The sequence below is a fragment of the Microbacterium sp. I2 genome, assembly GCF_051364985.1.
GTDB lineage: Bacteria > Actinomycetota > Actinomycetes > Actinomycetales > Microbacteriaceae > Microbacterium.
On the sequence record NZ_JBLWIH010000010.1, the window covers coordinates 116,919 to 134,021 of the forward strand.

A 17,103-nucleotide genomic window follows, 5' to 3' on the forward strand; every position below is an offset into this window, starting at 1 on the left:
ATATCCGGCGCGCGCCGACCTCGATTTTCGTTGACGCAATCGTGATGGTAATGTTGACCCTCGGTTCGCCACGTTGCGGATCACGCACCTCTAGCTCAATCGGCAGAGCAACTGACTCTTAATCAGTGGGTTCTGGGTTCAAGTCCCAGGGGGTGCACCACATCGCGAAGGGCGGCCCGGCGGGCCGCCCTTCGTCGTTCCGGCTCGTCGCGATTCGGTAACGACACCGCTTGGAGAGCCTTCTCGACTTGACCGGAGAGCCGCCGGCTTCGTAGATTGCAAGAACCTGAATCAGATTTCAGGTTCTGCCTCCCGAGGCACCAGATCCTTCCAATGGGGAAAGGCACGCACATGCGGGTTACGAAGAAGTCGCTCCGAGGTTCCGTGATAGCTTCCGTGGTCGCCACGGCCGCGCTGGCGTTGGCCGCCTGCGCACCGACGGCAGCCCCCGGCGGGGGATCCGACGGGGAATCGGCTCCCTCCGAGGTGACCGTCGGCATCGTCACCAGTGAGTCCGGGCCGCTCGCCGGTTACGGCAAGCAGTACCTCGACGCCTTCAAGGCCGGGCTCGACTACGCCACCGACGGCACCAGCGAGATCGACGGCACGACGATCACCGTGGAGTACCGCGACGACGCGGGCGACCCCGACAAGGCCGTCACCGCCGTCAAGGAGCTGATCGGCGAGGGCGTCAACATCATCGCCGGCACCGCCTCGTCCGGGGTCGCGCTCGCGGTGGCCGAGCAGGCCGCACAGAACCAGGTGCTGTACATCTCGGGGCCGGCTGCAGCCGACGCCGTCACCGGCGTCAACGAGTTCACCTTCCGCTCGGGGCGCCAGAGCGCACAGGACGTGGCCACCGCCGGAACGTTCCTCGACGACATCGAGGGCAAGACCATCGCGGTGTTCGCGCAGGACAACGCCTTCGGCCAGGGCAACGTGGCGGCCGTCGAGGCGATCCTCGGCAGTCAGGGCGCCACGGTCACGCCGGTGCTGGTGGCCGAGGACGTGACCGAGTTCACACCGTTCGCGCAGCAAGTGCTGTCGGCCTCGCCCGACCTGGTCTTCGTCGCGTGGGCGGGAGCGACCTCGGGAGCGATGTGGCAGGCGATGAGCCAGCAGGGCGTGCTCGACGAGATCCCCGTCGTCACGGGGCTCGGTGACGCCGCGACGTTCGGCGCCTACGGTGAGGCATCCGAGAAGATCAACTTCCTCAACCACTACTTCCCGGGCGCGCCCGACAACGACGTCAACACCGCGATGGTCGAGGCGATCGAAGAGGCCGGCGGCACGCCTGACCTCTTCAGCCCCGACGGCTTCAACGCGGCCATCATGATCGTCCACGCGATCCAGGAGGGCCAGGGCGACGTCGACGCCATGGTCGCCGCACTCGAGGGCTTCGAGTTCGAGGGCCCCAAGGGTGCCATGGCGGTCCGCGCGAGCGACCATGCCCTCATCCAGCAGATGTACCAGGCGCGCCTCGTCGCCGACGGCGACACCTTCGTGCCGGAACTGGTCGACACCGTGCCGGCCGAGGACGTCGCGCCGGCCGAAGCCGAGTGACGCGGAGCGCCGGCCCAGCATGAGCACTCCCGTTCCGCCCGCGCCCCGCCGCGGCTCACGTCTGCAGGTCGAGGCCCTCGGCCTGCAGATCGGGGGCGCGACCATCCTGAAGGACGTCGCCCTCGACATCGCCGCGGGCAGCCTGGTCGGGGTCATCGGCCCCAACGGCGCCGGAAAGACCACGCTCTTCAACGTGATCTCTGGCCTGGTCAAGCCGACCGCCGGCCGCGTGCTGCTGGACGACCGCGACATCACGTCGGCCTCGGTCCCGGCGCGGGCGCGGGCGGGACTGGGACGAACGTTCCAGACCTCGAGCATCTTCCCGCGGCTGAGCGTGCTCGAGAACGTGCGCCTCGCGGCGCAGGTGTCGCTGGGCGGGTCCGGGTCGCTGCTGCGCTTTCCGCGGCGAACGGATGCCGCCACCGAGCTCGCGCTCGAGAAGCTCCGGATCGTCGGACTCGATCACAAGCACGCAGCCGCGGCGGGCGACATCTCGCACGGCGACAAGCGCAAGCTCGAGATCGCCGTGCTGCTGGCGACGGAGGCGAGCATCGTGCTGCTGGACGAGCCGATGGCAGGCGTCGCCTCCGGCGATGTGGCGGGGCTCGTGGAGAACATCCGCGACCTGCACCGCGAGAAGGGCTGTACCGTGCTCATGGTCGAGCATCACATCGACGTCCTGATGGGACTGGTCGATCGCGTCGCCGTGATGTACTTCGGCAGCATCATCGCTTACGACGTGCCCCAGAAGATCATGGAGGATCCGCTCGTGCAGAGCGCGTACCTCGGGACGGCGGCAGCATGACCGCCGGCGAGGCGATCCTGAAGGTGGCGGGACTGCGCTGCACGATCGCGGGCCAGCAGGTCGTCGAGGACGTGTCGTTCGAGGTTCCGGCCACGGGCATCACCGCGGTGCTCGGCCGCAACGGCGTCGGAAAGACGTCGACTCTTCGCGGCATCCTGGGTCTCATCCATCGCCGTGGCACCGTGACGCTCGCCGGCGAGCGCATCGACGGGCTGCCCACCCACCGCATCGTGCGGCGTGGCGTGGGCTACGTCCCCGAGGACCGCGAGGTCTTCGCCAAGCTCTCCGTGGCAGAGAACCTCGCCCTCGCCGAGCGTCAGAAGAACCCGCGTCGCGAACTCGTCGCCGAGCTGTTCCCCGACCTCGTCGCGCGCCGCGACCAGGCCGCCGGCACCCTCTCGGGCGGTCAGCAGCAGATGGTCTCGGTCGCCCGCGCCCTGATCAACGACAACCGGCTGCTGCTGGTCGACGAGCCCACGAAGGGGCTGGCACCGAAGATCGTGACCGAGGTGGCCGCCGCTCTGGAACTGGCGTCGCAGACGGTCCCGATCCTCCTGGTCGAGCAGAACCTCGAAGTGGTGCGCCGCCTGGCCGACGATGCGATCGTCATCGCCGGCGGGCGCGTGGTGCACGTGGGCAAGGCCCGCGACATCCTCGACGATGACGACCTGACCCGCCGCCTCCTCGGCGTGCACGCGGAGGCAGCGGCGTGAGCTCCATCGTCCTGACCCTGATCACCGGCGTCGGCCTCGGCGCCCTGTACTTCCTCGTCGCGAGCGGGCTCAGCCTGATCTATGGGCTGATGCACGTGCTGAACTTCGCCCACGGCGCCTTCCTCACCTTGAGTGCCTTCGCCGGCTGGATGGTCGCGCAGGCCCTCGGCACCGAGTCGTGGGGATCCTTCCTGCTGTCGGTGCTCGTCGGCGCCGGAGTCGGCGCTCTCTTCGCGACGGTCACCGAGCTCGTGCTCATCCGTCCGCTGTACGAGCGCCACATCGAGCAGGTGCTCGTGACCGTCGGCCTCTCGATCGCCGCGGTGGCACTGTTCGAGGGGATCTGGGGCACCGACCCCATCCACATCGCCGGGCCGGCGTGGCTGCGCCAGACCACCGATGTGCTGGGCGCCCGGATCCCCAACACCTACTGGGTGCTCATGATCGCCGCAGTTCTCGTGCTGCTGGCGCTGGTGCTGTTCCTTCAGAAGACGCGCTACGGCATGATCATCCGCGCGGGAGTCGAGAACCGCTCGATGGTCACCGCCCTCGGCATCGATGTGCGCCGGTCGTTCACCCTCGTGTTCGCGATCGGTGGCGCGGCCGCGGGCATCGGCGGCGTGCTGGCCATGCACTATTCGACGTTCGTGTCGGCGCACCTCGGCCAGACGCTGCTGATCTTCGCCTTCATCGTCACGGTGGTCGGTGGCCTCGGCTCGCTGACGGGCGCAGCCGTGGCATCCGTCCTCGTCGCCGTCCTGCAGCAGTTCGCCAACTCGTACCTGGGCGGCACGGGCGACTTCATCGTCGTGATCCTTCTCGCGCTGGTGCTGCTGGTGCGACCCACCGGACTCCTGGGGAGGAAGGCATAGTGTCTCGACACACTCGACAGACGGCCCGGTACATCCCCGCGATCGTCGGTGCCGCGCTGGTCGTCTTCATGGCGATCCTGCCGCTGCTGAACATCTCCATTCCTGGGATCCTCCCCACGCCGACCTATATGCCCGGCACGCTCGCACTGCTGTCGCTGTGCATGGTGTTCGCGGCACTCGCTCTGTCGTACAACCTTCTGCTCGGATCGGGCGGGATGCTGTCGTTCGGCCATGCGCTGTACTTCGGTGCCGGTGCGTACGGGCTGGGCATCGCGCTCGAGCACTTCGGCGTGCCGCTGTGGCCCGGCATCTTCGTCGCGCTCATCGGCGGCATGGTGATCGCCCTGGTCACCGGAGCGGTGTCGATGCGCGTCTCGGGCATTCCGTTCGCGATGGTCACGCTCGCCTTCGCGCAGGCCGGCTCGGTGCTGGTGCGTCGCAACTCGCAGGTCACCGGGGGCGAAGAGGGGCTGAGCCTGAACACCGAGATGGTGCCGGACTTCCTCATCGGCGTGGTCAACACGCGCAACCTCTATTGGTTCACGCTCGTGGTGCTGGTCGTGGTCTACCTGGTGACTCTGTGGGTCGACACCTCGCGACTCGGGCACCTCGCGCGGGCCACGCGCGAGAACGAGCAGCGCGTGCGGGTTCTCGGACTGTCGCCGTATCGCGTGAAGCTCATCGTCTTCGTGATCGCCGCGATCCTGGCGAGCCTGGCGGGCGTGGCGTACATGCTGCTGCAGTCGGGCACTGTTCCGCGGGCGGTCTCGGCCGATCTCACGATCACCATCCTCGTCATGGTCGTCCTGGGTGGCGCCGGGTTCCGCTGGGGTGCGATCGTTGGCGGTGTGCTGTACACGCTGCTCGACCAGCGCCTCACGGTGCTGGCGGGGTCCGAGGCGATCGCGGGGCTCCCCGACGTGCTGCGCATCCCGTTGTCGGAGCCGCTGTTCCTGTTCGGCGTCCTCTTCATCCTCGTGGTGATGTTCCTGCCGGGCGGGATCGCCGGAACCATCGATGCCGCCGTCCGCCGGCATCGCGGCGAGAAGGTGCGCGACCCGCTGCGTCAGATGGACGACGCCGATGACACGGCAGACGCGCCGGTCGAGGCCCGCGTGTGACGGGGGTGAGCACATGATGTGGGATGCGGATGCCGTTCTCGACCCCGACGTCGAAGACGGGCCTCACACGATCGGCCGCTGGCTGATCGATCGTGCGGCGACGTCACCTCAGCGGACCGCGGTGGACGACCGTGGCGTCACGACCGACTACGGAACGCTCGCGGCACGAGCGTCGGCGCTTGCGGAACGACTGCGCCGAGCCGGCTATGCGGCGGGCGACCGCATCGCGACGGTGTCGGGCAACACGACCGATCACGTCGTGGCGTTCTTCGCGTGCGCGCTGGCGGGCATCGCATTCGTGCCATTGTCGTGGCGGTTGACCACGCGCGAGCTGGCCGACGTCCTCACGCGGACGGCGCCTTCGCTCGTGCTCATCGAAGACGAGCACGTGGCACTCGCCGGTGAGGCGATCCGCGCCGTCGACGCGAGCGCGCAAAGCGGCGCTGAACGGATGCTGCAGGTCGCGGTGCTCGGAACGACGGGAGTCGAAGCGACCGTACCCGTCTCGCTCCGGCCGAGACCCTGGCGCCCCGTGCGCGACGACGATCCGCTGCTGGTGATCTTCACGTCGGGCAGCGAAGCCGCCCCGAAGGGCGTCGTGCTCACGCACGCCAACTGCTTCTGGAACAACCTGGCGCTCGCCCAGGCGCTGCCCCTGCACCACGACGATGTCGTCCTTGCGATGCTGCCGCAGTTCCACGTGGCGGCATGGAACTGCCAGCCGCTGCTGGCGTGGTGGGCGGGCGCGACGGTCGTCCTCGAGCGTTCGTTCCAGCCTGCCCGCGCGCTGCGTCTGATCGCGGAACGCCGGGTGACGGCCATGATGGGGGTCCCGACGCAGTACGCGATGCTGGCGGCCGACCGTGAGTGGGAGACCACCGACGTGTCGTCCCTCCGACTGGCACTGGTCGGCGGCGCCACGATGCCGACCGCGCTTCACGCGGCCTGGACCGGACGCGGCGTCCCGCTGACCCAGGGCTACGGACTCACCGAAGCCGGCCCCAACGTGCTGCACCTGCCCGCCGACGAAGCCGCCGGCACGCCGGGCGCTGTCGGACGCCCGTATCCGCACGTGACGGTGCGAGTGGTCGATCCCGACTCGGGGCTGCCGCTCGAGGGCGAGGCGACCGGTGAGCTGTGGGTGCGCGGGCCGAGCGTCTTCGCCGGCTATCTGGGCGACGACGATGCGACGGCACGCGCGATGAGCGGTGGCTGGCTGCGATCGGGCGACCTCGTCGCCCGTGACGCCGAAGGCCGCTACCGCGTCGTCGACCGGCTGAAGGACATCTTCATCTCGGGCGGCGAGAACGTCGCCCCGGCCGAAGTCGAGTACGCACTGTGCCTGCACCCGCTCGTCGCGGCGGCGGCGGTGGTCGGCGTGCCCGACCCGGTGTGGGGCGAGCGCGGGGTCGGTTTCGTCGTGCCCGTCGCCGGCGCGGCCCTGTCGAGCGATGAGCTGCTGGCCCACGCCCGTCGCAATCTCGCCGCCTTCAAGGTGCCGGTGCGCATCGAGCTGGTGGACGAGCTGCCGCGTTCGACGATCGAGAAGCTCGCCCGATCCCGGCTTCGCGAGCGGGCACGGGCCGTCATGGCACGAGATCGCGCGGGGGAGCGCGAGCACACTACGAAGGAGGTGCGGCGATGAGCAGTTCCGGCGAACTCGTCGACGACGCGCAGGCCCCGGTCTCATCGGCGACGGGCCGTCCGCTGACCAAGCGCGGTGAAGCCACGCGACGCCGCCTGCTCGAGGCGGCGGAACTGGTGTTCGCCGAACAGGGCTACCACGAGGCATCCATCGTCAAGATCACCGAGCGCGCCGGAATCGGTCTGGGCACGTTCTATCTCTATTTCGACAGCAAGCAGGCGATCTTCGAGGCGCTCGTGCTCGATCTGAACCGGCGTGTACGCCACTCGATGTCGGAGTCCATGGAGGGTGCGTCGTCGCGCCTGGAGGCTGAGCGTGCCGGGTTCGCGGGCTTCTTCCGCTTCACGGCCGAGCACCCGGCGCTGTACCGCGTCGTGCGCGAGGCGGAGTTCGTCTCTCCCGAGGTGCTGCGCCTGCACTACACGCGCATCGTCGAGGGGTACGAGGCCGGATTGCGCGCCGCGCAGGCGGCGGGCGACGTGGACCGGGCACTCGATCCCCAGACCACCGCGTGGGCGCTCATGGGCATGGGCGAGCTGATCGGCATGCGCTTCCTGTTGTGGGAGCGGGACGCCGACGGCCGGCCGCCGTCGGAGCTGGATCCGGTCGTCTTCGCGGGCATGACCCGGTTCATCGACAACGCGCTCGCGCCGAGGACCGGCGCGGCGCAGGGGGAGGAGCAGGGATGAGCGACAACGATCTGGCCGGCAGGCGGGCTCTCGTCACGGGCGGTGCCAGCGGGATCGGGCTGGCGTGCGCCCACGAGTTCGCGGCGCGCGGCGCGCACGTGATCATCGCCGACCTGAACGCGCAGGCCGCGATGGATGCCGCCGCCGAGGTCGGTGGGGAATCCTGGGTCGTCGACCTCTCCGTGACCGCGGCTCTCGACGAGCTCGCGCTCGACGTCGACATCCTGGTGAACAACGCGGGCATCCAGCGAGTGAGTCCGATCGCGGACTTCGATCCCGACGCCTTCCGCCTGCTGCTGCGCCTGATGCTCGAGTCGCCGTTCCTGCTCATCCGGGCGGCGCTGCCGACGATGTACGAGCGCGGCTGGGGGCGGATCATCAACATCTCGAGCGCCCATGGGCTGCGCGCCAGTGCCTTCAAGTCCGCCTACGTGTCGGCCAAGCATGGCCTGGAGGGCCTGTCGAAGGTGACCGCACTCGAAGGTGCGCCGCACGGTGTCACGAGCAACTGCATCAATCCGGCCTATGTGCGCACGCCGCTGGTCGAGAAGCAGATCGCCGACCAGGCGAAGGTCCACGGCATCCCGGAGTCCGAGGTGGTGGAGAAGATCATGCTCACCGAGACCGCGATCAAGCGGCTCGTCGAAGCCGACGAGGTGGCCTCGCTCGCCGGATGGCTCGCGTCCGACAAAGCGGGCATGGTCACCGGCGCCTCGTACACGATGGACGGCGGGTGGACAGCACGATGAGCGGCAGACGGATGCCGGGCGCCGAGCCGTCGACGGCCGACCTGGCACGAGCGGGTCACGGCTACCGGACCGCGGACATCCCGGTGTCAGGCGGCGCGCTGCGTGTCGGCATCTGGGACCCGGATCCAGCGGTGGCGGATGCGCCGAACGTGCTCCTCATCCACGGGGTCACGTCATCGCACCTCGCGTGGCCGTTCGTCGTGGACGGACTGCCCGGGGTCCGCGCGATCGCGCCGGACCTGCGCGGGCGTGGTGCCAGCAACACGCTGGCGGGGCCCGCGGGCATGTCGGCGCACGCCGCCGACCTCGCTGCGGCGTTGGACGCCCTCGGCGTCGAGCGCACGGTCGTGGTCGGGCACTCGATGGGCGCGTTCGTGGCCGTGGTGCTCGCGCATCAGTATCCGGAGCGCGTGTCACGGCTCGTGCTCGTGGACGGCGGGCTTCCGCTCGACGTCCCGGCCGGACTCAGCACCGACGAGCTGGTCGCGGGTATCCTGGGGCCGACCGCCGCGCGGCTGTCGATGCGGTTCGCTGACGCGGGTGAGTACATCGAGTTCTGGCGGCGGCATCCCGCCTTCCGCGCGGATTGGACGCCCGAGCTCGAGCGGTACCTCGCGTACGACCTCGTGGCCGACGGGCAGGGGGCGCTGCGTCCGGCGACAAGCTACGACACCACCGCCGACGACACGCGCGACATGAACACCGGTGGCGCGCTGCCGGCGGCGCTGGCCGGGCTGCAGCACCCCATCCGTATGGTGACCGCGCCTCGCGGACTGCAGGACGAGCCGCCGGGCCTCTACGCGCCCGAGCACCTGGCCCGCGTGCTCGCCGCCCATCCCGGGATCGCGCACGAGAGGCTCGAGGGTCTCAACCACTACACGATCGTGATGTCGCCGGCCGGGGCGGATGTTGTGGCCGCGGTCGTGCGCGAAGAGCTCGCCCGGGCCTGAGCGGTTCGAAGGCGGGGTCAGCGACCAGCCGCGATGCGGGTGGTGAGCTGGTGCGCGTGCGCGAGCAGCGTGCGCCCGAGCTCGGGCAGGCGGTCGGCTCCGAAACGGAACTCGACGCCCGTGAGGCTGAGCGCCCACTGCGGATGCCCCTCCTTCGTGAACACCGCGGCGCCCAGTCCGAACGAGCCCTCGACGATGAGGCCGGGGTTGACGGCGTAGCCGCGCTCCTGGGTGTCGCGCAGGCGCGCCCTCAGCCGCTGCTCACCGTGCGGCGCACCCCACTCGGACCCCAGCTCAGGGTGGCGGGCGAAGTACGCGTCCACATCGTGGGGTGGCAGGAAGGCGAGGATCGCCAGGCCCGCCGAGGCGACGCCGAGCGGGAACCGCACGCCTTCCGACAGGACGAACGAGCGGATCGGAAAGCTGCCCTCTTCGCGGAGGAGGCACACCGTCTCGTCACCACGGCGCACCGAGAGGAACGCGCTCTCCTCGGTCCGCACCGCGAGCGACCTCACGATGTCGCGCGCGATCGCGGTGATGTCATAGCGGGATGCCGCCACGGTGCCCATCAGGAAGAGCTCGGGTCCCGGCATCCATCGCCCGCTCTTGTCGTCCTGGTCGACGAGGCCCTCGTGGCGCAGTGCGGTCAGGAGCCGATGCGTGGTCGGGCGTGTGAGATCCGCACGGCGAGCCAGATCGGCGACCGACATGCCCTCGTCGCCGGCGGAGGTGACCAGTCGCAGCAACTGTGCAGCCCGCGCCACCGACTGGGCGCCCGGAACGCTCCGCTTGGCGACGTTGTCCACGATATGGACGCTACGCCCTCGTCTCTCCACATGGCAAGCCGCACCGTGGACACCGGGCCGCGATGCTCGCAGGATGGTCGAAGACATCACGAGCGAAGGAGCAGGATGATCGACAAGACGTGGGGCTCGGCGGCCGAAGCCGTCGCCGACATCCCCGACGGCGCCTCCCTCGCGGTGGGAGGGTTCGGGCTCTCGGGCAACCCCATCGCGCTCATCGAGGCGCTCCTGGCGCAGGGGACGACCGACCTCAGCATCGTCAGCAACAACTGCGGGGTCGACGACTGGGGCCTCGGGATCCTCTTGAACGCCAAGCGCATCCGCAAGATGACGTCGTCGTATGTGGGGGAGAACAAGGAGTTCGAGCGGCAGTTCCTTTCGGGCGAACTCGAACTCGAGCTGACGCCGCAGGGCACGCTGGCCGAAAAGCTCCGCGCCGGCGGTTCGGGAATCGCCGCCTTCTTCACGCAGACCGGCGTCGGAACGCAGGTCGCCGAGGGCGGCCTGCCGCGCCGCTACGACGGGCACGGCGGCATCGCCGTCGCATCGCCGGTGAAGGACGTCCGCACGTTCGAGTTCGCCGGCGCGCCCCGCGAGTTCGTCCTGGAAGAGGCGATCGTCACCGATTTCGCACTGGTCCACGCGCTGCGGGGCGACCGCCACGGCAACCTCGTCTTCAACAAGTCCGCGCGCAACTTCAACCCGCTGGCCGCCATGGCGGGGCGGGTGTGCATCGCTCAGGTCGAGGAGCTCGTCGAACCCCGCGAACTCGACCCCGACAGCATCCACCTGCCAGGCATCTACGTGCACCGCATCGTGGAGGTCGGTACCGACATCGAAAAGCGCATCGAACGTCGCACGGTCTCGGTCGCCCAGGCGGCCGCGCGCGAGATGCCGGAAGGAGCCTGACATGGCGCTCACCCGCACCGAGATGGCCGCCCGTGCCGCACAGGAACTGGCTGACGGAGCATATGTGAACCTCGGGATCGGCCTGCCCACCCTCGTGCCGAACCACGTGCCCGAGGGCGTGACGGTCGTGCTCCAGTCCGAGAATGGGATCCTCGGCGTCGGACCCTACCCGACCGAGGAGCACGTCGATCCCGACCTCATCAACGCCGGGAAGGAGACGGTCACGACTCTCCCCGGCGCCGCGTTCTTCGACTCGGCGACCAGCTTCGGGATGATCCGCGGCGGCAAGATCGATGCCGCCGTCCTCGGCGCGATGCAGGTGGCGGCCACCGGTGACCTCGCCAACTGGATGATCCCCGGCAAGATGGTCAAAGGACCGGGCGGCGCGATGGACCTCGTTCACGGAGCGGCGAAGGTGATCGTGCTCATGGAGCATGTCGCCAAGGACGGCAGCCCCAAGATCGTCCACGAGTGCTCGCTGCCGCTCACCGGTCGGGGCGTGGTGGACCGCATCATCACGGATCTCGCGGTGATCGACGTCACCGACGACGGCCTCGTGCTCGTCGAAGTGGCGCCCGGCGTCACTGTGGCGGACGTGATCGCCGCGACCGAGCCGGACCTCGCCGTCGCAGAAGAGCTGAAGGTGGAAGCATGAACCAGGACATCGTCATCGTCGCCGCCGCGCGCACCCCGCAGGGGCGACTGAAGGGTCAGCTCGCACCGCTCACCGCGGTGCAGCTCGGAAGCGCCGCCATCCGCGGCGCCCTGGAGCGGGGCGGCATCCCGGCGGACGCCGTCGACGCCGTGCTCATCGGCCAGGTGCTCGCCGCAGGAGCCGGGCAGAACCCCGCCCGTCAGGCGGCCGTGGGCGCCGGCATCCCGTGGGACGTGCACTCCGGCTCGGTCAACAAGGTCTGCCTGTCGGGACTCACCGCCATCATCGACGGCGCCCGCATGATCTCCGTCGGCGACGCGACCGTCGTGGTGGCCGCCGGCATGGAGTCCATGACTCGCGCTCCCCACCTGCTCATGGGGTCGCGCGACGGCTGGGCCTACGGCTCGATCGAGGTGCTCGATCACATGGCCTTCGACGGGCTCACCGACGCGTACGACCGCGAGAGCATGGGGGCCTCGACCGAGCGGCACAACGGGCGACTCGAGGTCACGCGCGAGATGCAGGATGCGGTCGCGGCACGGTCGCATCAGCGCGCCGCCGCGGCGCAGGCCGCGGGCATGTTCGACGCCGAGATCGTGCCGGTGCAGATCCCGCAGCGCAAGGGCGACCCCGTCGTCGTGGCGAAGGACGAGGGCATCCGTCCCGAGACCACCGTCGAGACGCTCGCCGGGCTGCGGCCGGCCTTCGCCGAAGGCGGCTCGATCACGGCGGGCAATTCGTCGCAGATCTCCGACGGCGCGTCGGCGGTCGTGCTCACCACGCGCGCGCACGCGGACGCGAACGGCTGGCCGGTGCTCGCCGCCCTTGGCGCCTCGGGACAGGTCGCCGGACCCGACAACTCGCTGCACTCGCAACCGGCGCGCGCGATCGAGAAGGCCTGCGCCAAGCAGGGGATCGCGGTCTCCGACCTCGACCTCGTCGAGATCAACGAGGCGTTCGGCGCCGTCGTCGCCCGATCGCAGACCGAGCTCGGCCTCGCCGATGACGTGGTCAATGCGCACGGCGGCGGCATCGCGATCGGGCATCCGATCGGAGCATCCGGCAATCGCCTCGTCGTCCACGCGGTGCACGAGTTGGTTCGTCGCGGCGGCGGCACGGCGGCGGTCGCCCTCTGCGGCGGCGGCGGTCAGGGCGACGCGCTGATCCTCACACGGTGAGCGTCAACCCTTGATACGGCGCTTGACCAGCTTCTTCTCGCGTCCGTGGACGGGGGAGTCGTTGGCGATGAGCTCACCACGCGATGCCCGGCGCACATCGACGATCGCACCGACGGCGAGGGCGATGGAGATCCCCCAGCTGAGCCAGGCGAGGGCGGTCCGCCACGTGAAGGGCTCGTTCTCGCGGAGGCCGCGCAACAGCGTCATGCCTCCGGTGAAGGCCGCGATGATCCCCGTTCCGAAGAGGTATTTGCGCATACGTTCACGCTATCGCGCGCGGCGCGCAGCCACGGCCCCTTGACATCCGGCGTCTGCCGCGTCAAGGGGCCTCGGCCGATTCTCAGGGCGCGCTAGCCTGGGGGTGCCTCGTCCCCCGCACCGTCAGGAGCCCGTGTGACAGCCCGCGCGACATCCCCGCAGACCACGCCTCGACGACAGGCCGAGCTCGTCGTCGTCGCAAATCGACTGCCCGTGGACCGTGTCGTCGACGGTGACGGCGAGCCTTCCTGGAGGCGGTCGCCGGGTGGCCTGGTCACGGCGCTCGAGCCGGTGATGCGCCGGGCAGACGGCGCGTGGGTCGGCTGGCCGGGCCAGCCGGATGTCGACGTCGAGCCGTTCGAGTTCGAGGGGACGCACCTGGTTCCGGTGGCGCTCAGCGCCGAAGAGATCGAGCTGTATTACGAGGGCATGTCGAACGACACGTTCTGGCCGCTCTACCACGACGTGATCTCAGAGCCGCGGTATCGCCGCGTCTGGTGGGACGCGTACGTGCGCGTCAACCGGCGCTTCGCCGAGGCAGCGGCCGCCGTCGCGGCGGACGGGGCGACGGTGTGGGTGCAGGACTACCAGCTTCAGCTCGTGCCGCGCATGCTCCGCGAGGCCCGGCCCGACCTGACCATCGGCTACTTCCACCACATTCCCTTCCCGGCATACGGCCTCTACTCGCAGTTGCCCTGGCGGCGTCAGGTGCTCGAGGGGCTGCTCGGCGCGGACGTGATCGGCTTCCAGCGCGTCGCCGACGCGGGCAACTTCGCCCGCGCCGTGAGGCGCCAGCTGCGGTACGAGACCAAGGCGTCGGGCATCACGGTGCCCAATCCCGACGGGTCGAGCCGCCGCGCGCTGGCGAAGGCCTACCCGATCTCGATCGACGCCACCTCGTACATCGAGCTCGCCCGGCGCGAGGATGTGAAGGCTCGCGCCGTCGAGATCCGCGAGAGCCTGGGCAACCCGAAGAAGATCCTGCTCGGCGTCGACCGGCTGGACTACACCAAGGGCATCCGTCACCGGATGAAGGCGTTCGGCGAACTGCTGGAGGACGGCAAGCTCTCGGTCGAGGACGTGACCCTCGTGCAGGTGGCCAGCCCGAGCCGGGAGCGGGTCGGGGCCTACATGCAGCTGCGCGACGAGATCGAGCTGACGGTCGGTCGCATCAACGGCGATCACGACACGATGGACCACACGGCGATCCGCTACCTTCACCAGGCGTACCCGCGTGAGGAGATGGTGGCCCTGTTCCTGGCCGCAGACGTGATGCTGGTCACCGCGCTGCGCGACGGCATGAACCTCGTGGCCAAGGAGTACGTCGCCTCTCGCATCGACAACCGCGGCGTGCTGGTGCTGAGCGAGTTCGCCGGTGCCGCCGACGAGCTGCCCAGTGCGGTGCGCATCAACCCGCACGACATCGACGGCATGAAGGACGCCATCATGCGCGCGATCGAGATGCCCTCGGCCGAGCAGGGCCGCCGCATGCGCGCGCTGCGCAAGAAGGTGATCGACAACGATGTCGCGCGCTGGTCGCAGTCCTTCCTCGATGCCCTCGCCGACGCGCGCGACCACCACCGGCCGACGGCTCCCGGCCGTCTGGAGGGACCCGGACGATCGGATGCGACCACGGCGAGAGGGGCGCGCTCATGACGGAGGTCTCGGCCGATGAGCGCTCGGCGATCGCCGGGATCACGGCATCCGCTCTCCTGCTCGTCGCCCTCGATTTCGACGGCACGCTGTCGCCGCTCGAGGACGAGCCGATGGATGCGCGGATGCTGCCGGCCGCGCGGGCCGCGGTCGACGCGCTCGTGGCGGCGCCGCGCACCCTCGTGGCGTTCGTGTCGGGCCGGAGCCTGGTCGATCTGCGCCTGATCGCCGAGCACGACGACTACTCCCAGGTGCTTCTCGCGGGATCCCACGGCGCCGAGTTCTGGCTCCCCGGGCGCGGCGTCGTCACGCACGCGGAGGATCACGGCGACGTGCGGCTGCGCGATATGCTCCGCACCCACGCCGAAGAGGCGACCGCGCACCTGGAAGGCGTCTGGATCGAGCCGAAGACGTTCGGCTTCGGCGTCCACACCCGCCGGGCCGAGCCGGCCGCGGCGGATGAGGCGAACCGGCTCGTCGACGCGATCGTGGCCGCCGAGGCGCCCGAGTGGCGCCGGCGCACCGGCCACAACATCGTCGAGTACGCGTTCCGCCACGAGGGCAAGGATTCCGCGATCGCCGAACTGCGGGAGCGGACGGATGCCTCGGCCGTCCTCTTCGCGGGTGACGACGTCACCGACGAAGACGCGCTTCGCAGCCTCGGTGCCGGCGATCTCGGAGTTCACGTCGGGACCGGCCCCACGGCGGCCTCGCTGTGCGTGCCCGACATCGAGGCGCTCGCGCGGCTGCTGAGCGTCATCGCCGCCGAGAGGGCCGCTCGGCGGCAATAGACTCGCAGTCATGCCCCAGCCTGACAACTCCATCGACATCAAGCCGCGCAGCCGCGTGGTGACGGACGGCATCGAAGCCACGACCTCGCGCGGAATGCTCCGTGGCGTGGGCATGGGCGACGAGGACTGGGACAAGCCGCAGATCGGCATCGCGTCGAGCTGGAACGAGATCACCCCCTGCAACCTGAGCCTGGACCGCCTGGCGCAGGGCGCCAAGGAGGGCGTCCACGCGGGTGGCGGCTACCCGCTGCAGTTCGGCACGATCTCGGTGTCGGACGGCATCTCGATGGGCCATGAGGGGATGCATTTCTCCCTCGTCTCGCGCGAGGTCATCGCCGACTCCGTCGAGACCGTGATCATGGCCGAGCGGCTGGACGGATCGGTGCTGCTCGCCGGCTGCGACAAGTCGATCCCCGGCATGCTGATGGCCTCGGCCCGCCTCGACCTGTCGAGCGTGTTCCTGTACGCCGGCTCCATCGCACCGGGCTGGGTCAAGCTCTCGGACGGCACCGAGAAGGAGATCACGATCATCGACTCGTTCGAGGGCGTCGGCGCGTGCCTGGCCGGTCGCATGAGCGAGGCCGACCTCAAGCGCATCGAGTGCGCGTTCGCGCCGGGAGAGGGCGCCTGCGGCGGCATGTACACCGCCAACACGATGGCCTCCGTCGCCGAGGCGCTCGGGCTCTCGCTGCCGGGTTCGGCCGCGCCGCCGTCGGCCGACCGCCGCCGCGACTACTTCGCCCACCGCTCCGGTGAGGCCGTGGTCAACCTGCTGCGCCTGGGCATCACGACACGCGACATCCTGACCAAGGAGGCGTTCGAGAACGCGATCGCCCTGGCGATGGCGCTCGGCGGCTCGACGAACGTCGTGCTGCACCTGCTGGCGATCGCCAGAGAGGCCGAGGTCGACCTGAGCCTGCACGACTTCAACCGCATCGGCGACAAGGTGCCGCACGTGGCCGACATGAAGCCGTTCGGCAAGTACGTCATGAACGACGTCGACCGCCACGGCGGCATCCCGGTGATCATGAAGGCGATGCTCGACGAGGGCCTGCTGCACGGCGATGCCCTGACGGTCACGGGCAAGACGCTCGCCGAGAACCTCGCCGACCTCGATCCCGACCCGATCGACGGCACCGTCATCCACACGTTCGACAACCCGATCCACGCCACCGGAGGCATCACGATCCTCCACGGTTCGCTGGCGCCCGAGGGTGCGGTCGTCAAGACAGCCGGCTTCGACGCCGCGGTCTTCGAAGGACCCGCGCGCGTCTTCGAGCGTGAGCGCGCCGCGATGGACGCGCTCGAGGCGGGGCAGATCGAGAAGGGCGACGTCGTCGTCATCCGCTACGAGGGCCCCAAGGGTGGTCCCGGCATGCGCGAGATGCTCGCGATCACGGCCGCCATCAAGGGCGCAGGGCTCGGAAAAGATGTACTACTCTTGACGGACGGACGATTCTCAGGCGGCACAACCGGCCTGTGCATCGGCCACATAGCACCCGAAGCGGTGGACGCAGGTCCCATCGCCTTCGTGCGCGATGGTGATCTGATACGGGTCGATATCGCGGCTCGCTCTCTCGACCTACTCGTCGACGAAGCTGAGCTCGACTCCCGCCGCTCTGGCTGGGAGCCGCTTCCCCCGCGCTATACCCGTGGCGTCCTTGCCAAGTACTCCCGACTCGTGCGCTCCGCTGCGGAGGGCGCGACCACGGGCTGAACGCGGCTACCGACACATCCCTCCGACTGATC

General features: G+C 69.6%; 17 protein-coding genes and 1 tRNA gene. 16 read left to right on the top strand and 2 right to left on the bottom strand.

The features are described from left to right. The first annotated feature begins 84 nt into the window (after positions 1 to 84). The 10 genes from ACLKM7_RS09715 (at position 85) to ACLKM7_RS09760 (ending at position 9,107) form a co-directional block, all read left to right on the top strand. Positions 85 to 160, top strand: a tRNA-Lys gene (locus tag ACLKM7_RS09715). 191 nt (positions 161 to 351) lie between these two features. Beyond that, positions 352 to 1,563 (top strand): substrate-binding domain-containing protein, encoded by a 1,212-nt coding sequence (locus ACLKM7_RS09720; RefSeq protein ID WP_436446994.1) that lies wholly within the window; start codon positions 352 to 354, stop codon positions 1,561 to 1,563. A 19-nt stretch (positions 1,564 to 1,582) separates the two neighbouring features. Further along, positions 1,583 to 2,368 (top strand): ABC transporter ATP-binding protein, encoded by a 786-nt coding sequence (locus ACLKM7_RS09725; protein WP_436446995.1) that lies wholly within the window; start codon positions 1,583 to 1,585, stop codon positions 2,366 to 2,368. Continuing rightward, entirely contained in the window at positions 2,365 to 3,081 is a 717-nt protein-coding gene (locus tag ACLKM7_RS09730; protein ID WP_436446996.1) for an ABC transporter ATP-binding protein, read from the top strand. The genes ACLKM7_RS09725 and ACLKM7_RS09730 overlap by 4 nt, the downstream gene beginning before the upstream one ends. Then, a complete protein-coding gene (locus ACLKM7_RS09735; protein ID WP_436446997.1) occupies positions 3,078 to 3,953 on the top strand; it encodes a branched-chain amino acid ABC transporter permease in 876 nt (291 codons plus the stop codon). The genes ACLKM7_RS09730 and ACLKM7_RS09735 overlap by 4 nt, the downstream gene beginning before the upstream one ends. 68 nt (positions 3,954 to 4,021) lie before the next feature. Then, positions 4,022 to 5,074 carry a branched-chain amino acid ABC transporter permease gene (locus ACLKM7_RS09740; RefSeq protein ID WP_436447224.1) on the top strand — a complete coding sequence of 351 codons (1,053 nt, stop codon included), beginning with the start codon at positions 4,022 to 4,024 and terminating at the stop codon, positions 5,072 to 5,074. Positions 5,075 to 5,087: 13 nt separating this feature from the next. After that, positions 5,088 to 6,719, top strand: a complete 1,632-nt coding sequence (locus ACLKM7_RS09745) for a class I adenylate-forming enzyme family protein (protein ID WP_436446998.1) — start codon at positions 5,088 to 5,090, stop codon at positions 6,717 to 6,719. After that, a complete protein-coding gene (locus ACLKM7_RS09750; protein ID WP_436446999.1) occupies positions 6,716 to 7,408 on the top strand; it encodes a TetR/AcrR family transcriptional regulator in 693 nt (230 codons plus the stop codon). Before ACLKM7_RS09745 ends, ACLKM7_RS09750 begins: the two co-directional genes overlap by 4 nt. Further along, on the top strand, positions 7,405 to 8,157 hold the full coding sequence (locus ACLKM7_RS09755; RefSeq protein ID WP_436447000.1) for a 3-hydroxybutyrate dehydrogenase: 753 nt from the start codon (positions 7,405 to 7,407) through the stop codon (positions 8,155 to 8,157). Before ACLKM7_RS09750 ends, ACLKM7_RS09755 begins: the two co-directional genes overlap by 4 nt. After that, entirely contained in the window at positions 8,154 to 9,107 is a 954-nt protein-coding gene (locus ACLKM7_RS09760; protein ID WP_436447001.1) for an alpha/beta fold hydrolase, read from the top strand. Before ACLKM7_RS09755 ends, ACLKM7_RS09760 begins: the two co-directional genes overlap by 4 nt. Before the next feature lie 17 nt (positions 9,108 to 9,124). On the opposite strand, the gene ACLKM7_RS09765 is transcribed toward ACLKM7_RS09760, so the two are convergent. Continuing rightward, entirely contained in the window at positions 9,125 to 9,913 is a 789-nt protein-coding gene (locus ACLKM7_RS09765; protein ID WP_436447002.1) for an IclR family transcriptional regulator, read from the bottom strand. Positions 9,914 to 10,018: 105 nt separating this feature from the next. On the opposite strand from ACLKM7_RS09765, the gene ACLKM7_RS09770 reads away from it, so the two are divergent. From ACLKM7_RS09770 to ACLKM7_RS09780, 3 genes are read left to right on the top strand one after another with little or no spacing between them, the layout of a single operon-like run. Continuing rightward, complete coding sequence (locus ACLKM7_RS09770; protein WP_436447003.1) at positions 10,019 to 10,819, top strand: CoA transferase subunit A; 801 nt, start codon at positions 10,019 to 10,021, stop codon at positions 10,817 to 10,819. 1 nt (position 10,820) lies between these two features. Further along, on the top strand, positions 10,821 to 11,474 hold the full coding sequence (locus tag ACLKM7_RS09775) for a CoA transferase subunit B (protein WP_436447004.1): 654 nt from the start codon (positions 10,821 to 10,823) through the stop codon (positions 11,472 to 11,474). Then, on the top strand, positions 11,471 to 12,652 hold the full coding sequence (locus ACLKM7_RS09780) for an acetyl-CoA C-acetyltransferase (protein ID WP_436447005.1): 1,182 nt from the start codon (positions 11,471 to 11,473) through the stop codon (positions 12,650 to 12,652). Before ACLKM7_RS09775 ends, ACLKM7_RS09780 begins: the two co-directional genes overlap by 4 nt. A 3-nt stretch (positions 12,653 to 12,655) precedes the next feature. On the opposite strand, the gene ACLKM7_RS09785 is transcribed toward ACLKM7_RS09780, so the two are convergent. Next, positions 12,656 to 12,910: a hypothetical protein gene (locus tag ACLKM7_RS09785; protein ID WP_436447006.1), complete on the bottom strand. Its 255-nt coding sequence runs from the start codon at positions 12,908 to 12,910 to the stop codon at positions 12,656 to 12,658. A 135-nt stretch (positions 12,911 to 13,045) separates the two neighbouring features. On the opposite strand from ACLKM7_RS09785, the gene ACLKM7_RS09790 reads away from it, so the two are divergent. The 3 genes from ACLKM7_RS09790 to ilvD are packed head-to-tail and all read left to right on the top strand — an operon-like array spanning position 13,046 to position 17,071. Further along, on the top strand, positions 13,046 to 14,566 hold the full coding sequence (locus ACLKM7_RS09790) for an alpha,alpha-trehalose-phosphate synthase (UDP-forming) (protein WP_436447007.1): 1,521 nt from the start codon (positions 13,046 to 13,048) through the stop codon (positions 14,564 to 14,566). Then, positions 14,563 to 15,354: a trehalose-phosphatase gene (gene otsB / locus ACLKM7_RS09795; RefSeq protein ID WP_436447008.1), complete on the top strand. Its 792-nt coding sequence runs from the start codon at positions 14,563 to 14,565 to the stop codon at positions 15,352 to 15,354. Before ACLKM7_RS09790 ends, otsB begins: the two co-directional genes overlap by 4 nt. A gap of 10 nt (positions 15,355 to 15,364) precedes the next feature. Further along, positions 15,365 to 17,071: a dihydroxy-acid dehydratase gene (gene ilvD, locus ACLKM7_RS09800; protein WP_436447009.1), complete on the top strand. Its 1,707-nt coding sequence runs from the start codon at positions 15,365 to 15,367 to the stop codon at positions 17,069 to 17,071. The last annotated feature ends 32 nt before the right edge of the window (positions 17,072 to 17,103 follow it).

Excerpts from the sequence above, each read along its gene's own strand:
- ACLKM7_RS09720 (WP_436446994.1), top strand. The coding sequence starts at position 352 with ATGCGGGTTACGAAGAAGTCGCTCCGAGGTTCCGTGATAGCTTCCGTG.
- ACLKM7_RS09725 (WP_436446995.1), top strand. The coding sequence starts at position 1,583 with ATGAGCACTCCCGTTCCGCCCGCGCCCCGCCGCGGCTCACGTCTGCAG.
- ACLKM7_RS09730 (WP_436446996.1), top strand. The coding sequence starts at position 2,365 with ATGACCGCCGGCGAGGCGATCCTGAAGGTGGCGGGACTGCGCTGCACG.
- ACLKM7_RS09740 (WP_436447224.1), top strand. The coding sequence starts at position 4,022 with ATGGCGATCCTGCCGCTGCTGAACATCTCCATTCCTGGGATCCTCCCC.
- ACLKM7_RS09745 (WP_436446998.1), top strand. The coding sequence starts at position 5,088 with ATGATGTGGGATGCGGATGCCGTTCTCGACCCCGACGTCGAAGACGGG.
- ACLKM7_RS09750 (WP_436446999.1), top strand. The coding sequence starts at position 6,716 with ATGAGCAGTTCCGGCGAACTCGTCGACGACGCGCAGGCCCCGGTCTCA.
- ACLKM7_RS09755 (WP_436447000.1), top strand. The coding sequence starts at position 7,405 with ATGAGCGACAACGATCTGGCCGGCAGGCGGGCTCTCGTCACGGGCGGT.
- ACLKM7_RS09760 (WP_436447001.1), top strand. The coding sequence starts at position 8,154 with ATGAGCGGCAGACGGATGCCGGGCGCCGAGCCGTCGACGGCCGACCTG.
- ACLKM7_RS09770 (WP_436447003.1), top strand. The coding sequence starts at position 10,019 with ATGATCGACAAGACGTGGGGCTCGGCGGCCGAAGCCGTCGCCGACATC.
- ACLKM7_RS09775 (WP_436447004.1), top strand. The coding sequence starts at position 10,821 with ATGGCGCTCACCCGCACCGAGATGGCCGCCCGTGCCGCACAGGAACTG.
- ACLKM7_RS09780 (WP_436447005.1), top strand. The coding sequence starts at position 11,471 with ATGAACCAGGACATCGTCATCGTCGCCGCCGCGCGCACCCCGCAGGGG.
- ACLKM7_RS09785 (WP_436447006.1), bottom strand. The coding sequence starts at position 12,910 with ATGCGCAAATACCTCTTCGGAACGGGGATCATCGCGGCCTTCACCGGA.
- otsB (WP_436447008.1), top strand. The coding sequence starts at position 14,563 with ATGACGGAGGTCTCGGCCGATGAGCGCTCGGCGATCGCCGGGATCACG.
- ilvD (WP_436447009.1), top strand. The coding sequence starts at position 15,365 with ATGCCCCAGCCTGACAACTCCATCGACATCAAGCCGCGCAGCCGCGTG.